The organism is Phenylobacterium sp. (genome assembly GCF_037138395.1).
In the GTDB taxonomy this organism is placed as follows: domain Bacteria; phylum Pseudomonadota; class Alphaproteobacteria; order Caulobacterales; family Caulobacteraceae; genus Phenylobacterium.
Genome location: NZ_JBAXIM010000120.1, coordinates 1 through 7,754, shown reverse-complemented (window position 1 = coordinate 7,754; position 7,754 = coordinate 1). Strand labels below are relative to the sequence as shown.

Sequence of the window (7,754 nt, the reverse complement as noted above, 5' to 3'; positions counted from 1 at the left end):
CCCCCGGCAGCCGCATCGCCCTGTCGCCCCTGCTGCCCCTCTATGCGGCAACCTTCCTGTCCTTTGCCGCCAACATGACCGTCAACCTGTTCATCGCTCCGGTGGTGCGGGTCGGGGCCGGGGTGACGGGCGCCGGGGTCGGCCTGTTCCAGATGGTGATCGGCCTGGGCTCGATCGCCGGCCTGTACCTGGGCGGCCGCGCGGGCGACCGGGGGGAGGGCAAGGAATGGCTCATCGTCTGCTTCCTGGGCCAGCTCGTCGCCATGAGCCTGCACCTGGCCGCCACCCACCACCTGACGCCGCCCGGACTTCCCAGCCAGTTGCTGGTGGCCCTCGCCATTCTGACGGCCTCGACCTCGCTCTTCTCGCTGATGCCGGTCCTGTCCTCGCGGATCCTCCAGACCAGCCAGGGCGCACCCCTTGCCATGGCGGTCAACGGATCGGTCAACTCGATGGGCCAGGCCCTGGGATCGGCCGTCGGCGGCTTCGCCCTGGCGAGCCTGGGGGTGCCGGGTATCCCCCTGTCGGCGATCTGTATTTCGGTCACGGGCCTGGCCCTGACCACCCTCCTCATTCCCCGTCGCGCATCGCCAGAGCCCGTCGGGCCGCCTTGAGGAAGACGCTCGGCAGGTCGCCCAGGGCGTCCACCGAAAGCCAGTCCAAATCGCTCGCCAGACCCTCCGCGGCCAGCACCCTCAGCTCCAGGCTGAAGTGGGTGAAGACGTGATCTACCGTGCCGGCCTCCCGCCAGTGGAGCCTTGCGGGCGCCGCCGCTGCGACCGCCGCCGCGTCGGGACCTGACGCCGTCCAGTCCGTGGTCGGAAGGCCCAACATGCCGCCCAGCAGGCCCCGGGGCGGCCGGCGGACCACCGCGACGCCATCGCCGTGCCTCAGCACGAAGACGACGCCGGCCCGCTTGGGTCGCGCGGCGCGGGCGGACTTCCGGGGCCAGGTCTCAGGGGTGCCCGACGCCCGGGCGGCGCAATCCTCCGTCGCTGGACAGAGGTCGCAGCGCGGCGAGCGGGGACGGCAGACCGTGGCGCCAAGGTCCATCAGGGCCTGGGCCCAGTCCCCCGGCGCCCCGGCGTCGACCAGGCCAGCGGCCAGGGTCCGCAATTCCGGGCGAGCTGCAGGCAGGGGAGTATCGACCGCAAAGAGCCGCGACATGACCCGCTCGACATTGCCGTCCACCACATTGGCCGGACGGTCGAAGGCGATGGCGGCCACTGCCGCGGCCGTGTAGGGGCCCACGCCCGGCAGGCTCAGCAGGCCCGCCTCGGTGTCCGGGAAGCGGCCGTCGAAACGGTCACGGACCGCCCGGGCACAGGCCAGGAGATTGCGGGCCCGGGCGTAGTAGCCAAGGCCCGCCCAGGCCGCCATGACCTCTGCGTCTTCGGCATCGGCGAGGTCGCAGACCGTCGGCCAGCGGGAAAGGAAAGCGGCATAGTAGGGGGTCGCGTGCGCCACCGTAGTCTGCTGCAGCATGACCTCGGACAGCCAGACCCGGTAGGGATCCGGTGCCGGCGCGTTTCCCGCCCCCGGACCCGGTCCTGGAGCCCGCCGCCAGGGCAGGTCCCGGGCGGAGGCCCGGTACCAGTCGAGAAGGCGGCTTTGGAAGCGCTTGGAATCCATTGTCCAAGCCTAATGGGTTTCCGGGCGTGCGGAAGGGCGCTGGCGCCGGATCGGGACTCGTATCCAGGGCCGGGGGCGGGCTAGACTGCCTTTCATGCCGAGCCGCAAACTGCCCACTGCCGCCGAGGCCGCCGAGATCCTGACCCGGCGCAGGACGCGTCCGGCCCGGCGTGCGCCCCCGCCGGCTGGCCGCAGCCTTGCGCCCCTGCTCAAGTCGCTGGACGCCCGGTTCGGCCAGGGCCCTGCGGCCCTGCAGGCCCGGTGGGCCGAGATCGTCGGGGCCGACCTGGCCCGCCGGACGGAGCCGGTCCGGGTCTCATCCCCCCGGGGCGGTGCCCAGGGCGTGCTGGAGATCCGCGTCGCCGGGCCGTCCGCGACCCTGATCCAGCACCGCAGCGCAGAGATCCTTGACCGGGTGAACCTGTTCCTCGGCACCGGCGCGGCCGGAAGGCTGCGGGTGGTCCAGGGGCCCCTGCGCGGGACCGGCTCCAGCCCACCTGGACAGGCGCCCTCGCGACGGCGACCGCCGCCCCTCGACGCCGCCGTGGAGGCTGCCCTGGCCGAGGCGGCCGAGCCGGCCCGGAGCGAGCGGCTGAAGCGCGCCCTGGTGTCCCTGGGCCGGTCCGTCCACAGAAACCCGCCCCCCGGGGCCTGATCCCACGGTTCCACGCGGTCCCGGACGCGTAAGAATCGGGGTTTATTTATTGTCCCTGCTATTTTCTGGAGGTCGCATGTCCCGTTTTAGCCCCCTCGCCCTGATCGCCGTCGCCGGCGTCCTCCTCCTGGCGGCCTGCAGCCGCGGGTCGGCAACCTCCACCGACGACATGACGATGGGAGACCCCAAGGCCGCCGTGAAGATGGTTGAGTACGCCTCCGCCAGCTGCAGTCACTGCGCGACCTTCAACAATACGGTCTTGCCGGCCTTCAAGGCCAAGTACATCGACACCGGCAAGGTCCACTACACCCTCAAGGAATTCCTGACCCCGCCCAACGAGCTGGCGGCGGCCGGGTTCCTCACGGCGCGCTGCGCCGGCAAGGATAAGTATTTCAGCGTGCTGGACGCCATCTTCCGCAGCCAGCAGGAGATCTTCCAGACCGGTGACATGCGGGGCGTCCTCCTGCGCGTCGCCCAGTCGGCGGGGCTGACCGAGAGCCAGTTCAACACCTGCATCACCGACGAGACGGCGCTCAAGGCCCTGAACGCCCGGGTCGAACGGGCGATCAAGCAGGACAAGATCACCGGCACCCCCGCCTTCTTCATCAACGGCAAGTCCGTGGGCTCGGGTGAAATCAGCCTGGCGGCACTGGAAAAAGCCGTCGCCGAAGCCTCGAAGTAAGGGAAACCGGTCAGAAAGGTGCAGTTCCAGCGGATCAGGCTCTCTGGCTTCAAGTCCTTTGTCGAAGCGACCGAGCTTCGCATCGAGCCCGGGATCACGGGTGTCGTCGGACCGAACGGCTGCGGAAAGTCTAACCTGCTGGAGGCCCTGCGCTGGGTGATGGGTGCCAATTCCGCCAAGGCCATGCGGGCCGGTGGGATGGATGACGTCATCTTCGCCGGTTCGGGAGGCCGCGCCTCGCGCAATCACGCCGAGGTCGTGCTGACGATCGACAATGCAGAGCGGCGCGCACCCGCCGCCTACAATGACAGCCCCGTGCTGGAAGTGGTCCGCCGGATCGACCGCGGTGAGGGATCGACCTACCGGATCAACGGCCGGGAGGTGCGTGCCCGGGACGTCCAGCTGCTGTTTGCCGACGCCTCGACCGGATCGAATTCCCCGGCCCTGGTGCGCCAGGGTCAGATCTCGGAACTGATTGCCGCCAAGCCCCAGAACCGGCGCATGATCCTCGAGGAGGCGGCCGGGATTTCGGGCCTCCACTCCAGGCGGCATGAAGCCGAGCTGAGGCTCCGGGCGGCCGAGACCAACCTCTCGCGCCTGGACGACATCGCCCGGGAGCTGGAATCGGCCCTGAACCGGCTGAGGCGAGAGGCGCGAAACGCCGAGCGCTACCGCCGCCTGTCCGCCGAAATCCGGACCCTCCAGGGGGCGGTGTTGTATGCCCGGTGGAGCGAGGCTGGCGAGGCTGTCGCCCGGCTCTCCGCCGAGACCCGGGACGCCGTCCAGGGGGTCGAGGACACGGCGCGGGCAGCGGCGGCGGCGAGCGCCCGGTCGGCCCGGGCCGAGGCCGCCATGCCCGCCCTGAGGGATGCCGAGACCCTGGCCACAGCCGTGCTCAACAAGCTGGCCATCGACTGCGACCGCCTGGAACGCGAGGCCGAGGCCCTGGCCGACGAGGTCCGGCGGCTTGAGGCCGACATCGCCCGGATCGACACTGACCGGGCCCGGGAGACCCAGGACTCGGCCGACGCCGCCGAAGCCCTCACCCGCCTTGCGGTGGAAGTGGCCCGGCTGGAAGCGGAAATCGCCGCGGCGCCGTTGCGGGGACCGGAACTCGAGGCCGCCCTGCGGCGCACGGAGGCCGAACGCGACCAGGCCCAGGCCGAGGTCGAGGCGCTGACCGCCCGGGTCGCCGCGGAGTCCGCCGGGCGGCGGGCGGCCGAGGCGCGGGTCGAGGAGGCCCGGGGCCGGGTGGCCCGGACCCGCAGGGCCCTGGAGCAGGCCCAGCGCGAGCGCGAAGCCCTGTCGGGAGACGAGGGCCCAGAGGCCCTTGCCGCGACCCAGGCCCTGGCGGAGGCCGAAGCCCGGCTCGCTGCCGTCCGCGCCGAGCTGGAAGCGGCAGAGACCGTGCGGACTGCCGCCGCCGAATTGGAGTCCCAAGCCCAATCTGCCGTACGCGAAGTGCGGGCCCGGCTCGACGTCGCCGAGGCCGAGGCCCGGGGACTGAGCCGGCTTCTCGAGGATGGCGGATCGGAAGGGTACGCCCCGGCGGTGGATTCCATCCTTCCCGAACGGGGCCTGGAGGCGGCCCTGGCGGCGGCCCTGGGCGATGACCTGGACGCGGCCCTTGATCCCTCAGCACCGGCCTTCTGGGGCGGCGCGGCGAAGCCGGATGTGCAGCTTCCGGAAGGCGCAGAGCCCCTCGCCGCCCGGGTCCGGGCGCCGGGTGCCCTTGAAGCGCGCCTGGCCCTGGTGGGCCTGGTCCGGCGCGAGGATGGCGACCGACTGGCCCGCAGCCTGGCGCCAGGCGTACGCCTGGTCTCCCGCGAGGGCGACCTGTGGCGATGGGACGGCTTCACCGCCCGGGCCGACGCCCCCCGCGCTGCTGCCGTCCGGATGGCCCAGAGGGCCCGGCTCGCGGAGCTGGAGGCCATGCTGGGCGACCTCCGCCCCGAGGCGGAGGCCTCGGCGACGACAACCCGCACGGCGTCTGAACGCCTCGCCACAGCCGAGCAGGCGGTCCGCGAGGCCCGACGCCAGCCGGCGGCGGCCGAGCAGGCCCTCGCCCAGGCCCGGCAGGCCCGGGAACGCCATGACCGGGAGGCCGCGCGCCGGGACGCCCAGCGCCAGTCCCTCGACGAGACCATCCGGCGTTTTGACGCCGAGCGCGTAGAGACCGAGACCGTCCTGGCGACCGCAGAGGCCGAGGCCGCGACCCTGGGCGGCGAGAGCGACGCCGCCGCCCGGCTCGAGGCTGCAAGAGCCCTGACGGCACCGGCTGTCGAGGCCGCCGCCCAGGCCCGGGCCGCCCTCGACACCGAGGTGCGCGAGCGCGAGGGCCGCCAGCGCCAGCTGGACCGGGTCCTGTCTGAACGCCAGGACTGGTCGCGCCGGTCTGCCGCCGCGGAGACCCGCCTGGAACGACTGGTCGCCGAGCGCGCCCGGGCCCTCGATGCCCTGGACGCGGCCCGGGAAAAGCCCTCGACCCACGCCGAGCGCCTCCAGGCCCTGCTTTCCGATCTGGGGCAGGCCGAGGCCCGGCGGGCGGTGGCCGGGGACGCCCTGGCCGCTGCAGAGGCCGAACGCGCCGAGGCCACCCGAGAGTCCCGCGCCTGCGATTCTGCAGCCTCGGAGGTCCGCGAGCGGCGGGCGGGGCTGGACGCCCGGCTGGAGGCCGCCCACGAACGGCTCGCCGAGATTGCCGGCCAGATCCGCGAGACAGCCAAGGTCGAGCCCGAGGCCCTGGCCCGGGCCCTGGCTGATGAGGCCGTGGCCATCCCGTCGGAGGCTGGCGGGATCGAGTCCCACCTCTACGCCCTCGAGCGCCAGCGTGAAGCCCTGGGGGCAGTCAACCTGCGGGCCGAGGAGGAGAGCCGGGAGTACGCCGAGCGTCTCGACACCCTGCGCACCGAACAGGCCGACCTGTCGGGCGCCATCGGCAAGCTGCGCCAGGGCATTGACGAACTCAACGGCGAGGGCCGCGAGCGGCTGTTGGCCGCCTTCGATGTCATCAATGGCCACTTCCAGGCCCTCTTCCAGGCCCTGTTCGAGGGCGGCCAGGCCGAGCTGAGGCTGGTGGAGTCCGAGGATCCGCTCGAGGCGGGGCTCGAGATCTTCGCCTGCCCTCCGGGCAAGCGCATGGCGACCATGAGCCTGATGAGCGGCGGGGAGCAGGCCCTGACCGCCTGCGCCCTGATCTTCGCTGTCTTCCTGGCCAACCCGGCCCCGATCTGCGTCCTGGACGAGGTGGATGCCCCCCTCGACGACGCCAATGTCGACCGGTTCTGCAACATGCTGGACGAGATGCGCCAGCGGACCCGCACCCGCTTCATCGCCATCACCCACAACCCCGTCACCATGGCGCGGATGGACCGGCTGTTCGGGGTCACCATGGCCGAGCGGGGGGTCTCGCAGCTGGTTTCCGTGGACCTGCGGCAGGCCGAGGCCCTGGCGGCGGAGTAGCCCGATCGCGGGAATCCCCGGACGGCGGGAGATGGCCGGGCTCCCGACCCCCTTTAAGGGTCAAATTTCTATTCGATTTCAATGTGTTAAAAGGTACCCACCCAGCCTTGACGCACTGCAACCGCTTCTATAGGTTCCGGCCCGAAATCCAGCCCGGGGTCCTGGCCTCCGCCAGGGGGCCGTCAGACCGTGTGACCCATGCCAGGATCGGATCCATCGAGGGAAGAGGCCATTCGTCGGCTTGACGAGCAGGCCGCGGCCCTCGAAGCGCGCACCACGCGGGAGGTTCCGGACCATGGAGCCCAGGCGACGGGGTATGGATACCGGATCATGGCCCTGCTTCTTGGCGGGGTTTTCGTGGGCCTGGGGTTCGGGGCGGTGGTCGACTTCCTTGTCGACTCGGCACCCTGGGGAATGATCGTCGGGGTCCTGGGGGGCTTCGCCATCTCGATCTGGATGGCCGTTCGGTCGGCCAGGAGTTACAGCGCCGAGGCGGCGCGGGATTGGGGCCCTCCGCGGGACCTGCCCGACGACGCTGAGGACGAGGACGATTGAAGGAGTTCGTGGCGGCATGGCCAGCCCGATGGAACAGTTCGAGATCCACAAGGGTCTTCAGGGGCCCGTGGTGCCTCTTCCCGGCGGCTTGTCACTTGACCTGTCGCTGAGCAACTCGGTCCTGGCGATGATGATCGCCGCGGGCCTGGTCATCGCTTTCTTCACGGTCTCAACAAGCCGCGCCGCCGTGGTGCCTGGCAGAACGCAGCTGATTGCCGAAGGTATCTTCAGCTACATCGATGACATGGCGGCGGGGATCATCGGTCCCGAGTCCCGGAAGTTCTTCCCCTACATCTTCTCACTGTTCCTGTTCATCCTGTCGATGAACATGCTGGGCCTCTTCCTGGCCTTCACGGCCACCTCCCAGCTGGCGGTCACCGCCACCCTGGCGGTAATGACCTTCCTGATCGTGCTCATCGTTGGCTTCGCTCGGAATGGCGCCAACATGTACAAGCTCTTCGTCCCGGCGGGCGTGCCCTGGTATATGCTCCTCCTGGTGGTGCCGATTGAGGTGATTTCCTTCCTCCTCCGCCCGGTGACCCTCGCCCTACGACTGTTCGGCAACATGCTGGGCGGCCACGTAGCCCTGAAGGTCTTCGCCGGTTTCGTCGTTTCGCTCAGTGCCATGGGCGCGGTGGGGATCGTAGGCTCCGTCCTGCCCTTGGTGGGGGTCGTCGCCCTGACCTCGCTGGAATTCCTCGTGGGCTTCCTCCAGGCCTTCGTCTTTGCGGTTCTGACCTGCGTCTACCTGAACGACGTGGTCAACCT

Annotated in this window: 7 protein-coding genes; 6 read left to right on the top strand and 1 reads right to left on the bottom strand. The window is 70.8% G+C overall.

From position 1 onward, the window contains the following. A partial coding sequence (locus tag WCJ52_RS09885) for an MFS transporter (RefSeq protein WP_336903137.1) occupies positions 1-614 on the top strand: 614 nt, incomplete at its 5' end. Here the strand turns inward: WCJ52_RS09885 and mutY are convergent. Continuing rightward, on the bottom strand, positions 571-1,632 hold the full coding sequence (gene mutY / locus WCJ52_RS09880) for an A/G-specific adenine glycosylase (protein ID WP_336903136.1): 1,062 nt from the start codon (positions 1,630-1,632) through the stop codon (positions 571-573). The two genes, WCJ52_RS09885 and mutY, sit on opposite strands and share 44 nt — an antisense overlap. Before the next feature lie 94 nt (positions 1,633-1,726). Here mutY and WCJ52_RS09875 point away from each other — a divergent pair, with 94 nt between their 5' ends. The 5 genes from WCJ52_RS09875 to WCJ52_RS09855 all read left to right on the top strand — a co-directional run. After that, positions 1,727-2,287, top strand: coding sequence for a DciA family protein (locus WCJ52_RS09875; RefSeq protein WP_336903135.1), 561 nt, complete (start codon positions 1,727-1,729; stop codon positions 2,285-2,287). A gap of 76 nt (positions 2,288-2,363) precedes the next feature. Next, positions 2,364-2,969, top strand: a complete 606-nt coding sequence (locus tag WCJ52_RS09870; protein ID WP_336903134.1) for a DsbA family protein — start codon at positions 2,364-2,366, stop codon at positions 2,967-2,969. 18 nt (positions 2,970-2,987) lie between these two features. Continuing rightward, complete coding sequence (locus WCJ52_RS09865) at positions 2,988-6,431, top strand: AAA family ATPase (RefSeq protein ID WP_336903133.1); 3,444 nt, start codon at positions 2,988-2,990, stop codon at positions 6,429-6,431. 198 nt (positions 6,432-6,629) lie between these two features. After that, positions 6,630-6,986: a F0F1 ATP synthase assembly protein I gene (locus WCJ52_RS09860; protein ID WP_336903132.1), complete on the top strand. Its 357-nt coding sequence runs from the start codon at positions 6,630-6,632 to the stop codon at positions 6,984-6,986. A 16-nt stretch (positions 6,987-7,002) separates the two neighbouring features. Continuing rightward, positions 7,003-7,754 (top strand): F0F1 ATP synthase subunit A (locus WCJ52_RS09855; protein ID WP_336903131.1); only part of this gene is annotated, 752 nt, incomplete at its 3' end.

Coding starts and splice junctions, on each gene's coding strand:
- WCJ52_RS09860 (WP_336903132.1), top strand. CDS start 6,630: ATGCCAGGATCGGATCCATCGAGGGAAGAGGCCATTCGTCGGCTTGAC.
- WCJ52_RS09870 (WP_336903134.1), top strand. CDS start 2,364: ATGTCCCGTTTTAGCCCCCTCGCCCTGATCGCCGTCGCCGGCGTCCTC.
- WCJ52_RS09875 (WP_336903135.1), top strand. CDS start 1,727: ATGCCGAGCCGCAAACTGCCCACTGCCGCCGAGGCCGCCGAGATCCTG.
- mutY (WP_336903136.1), bottom strand. CDS start 1,632: ATGGATTCCAAGCGCTTCCAAAGCCGCCTTCTCGACTGGTACCGGGCC.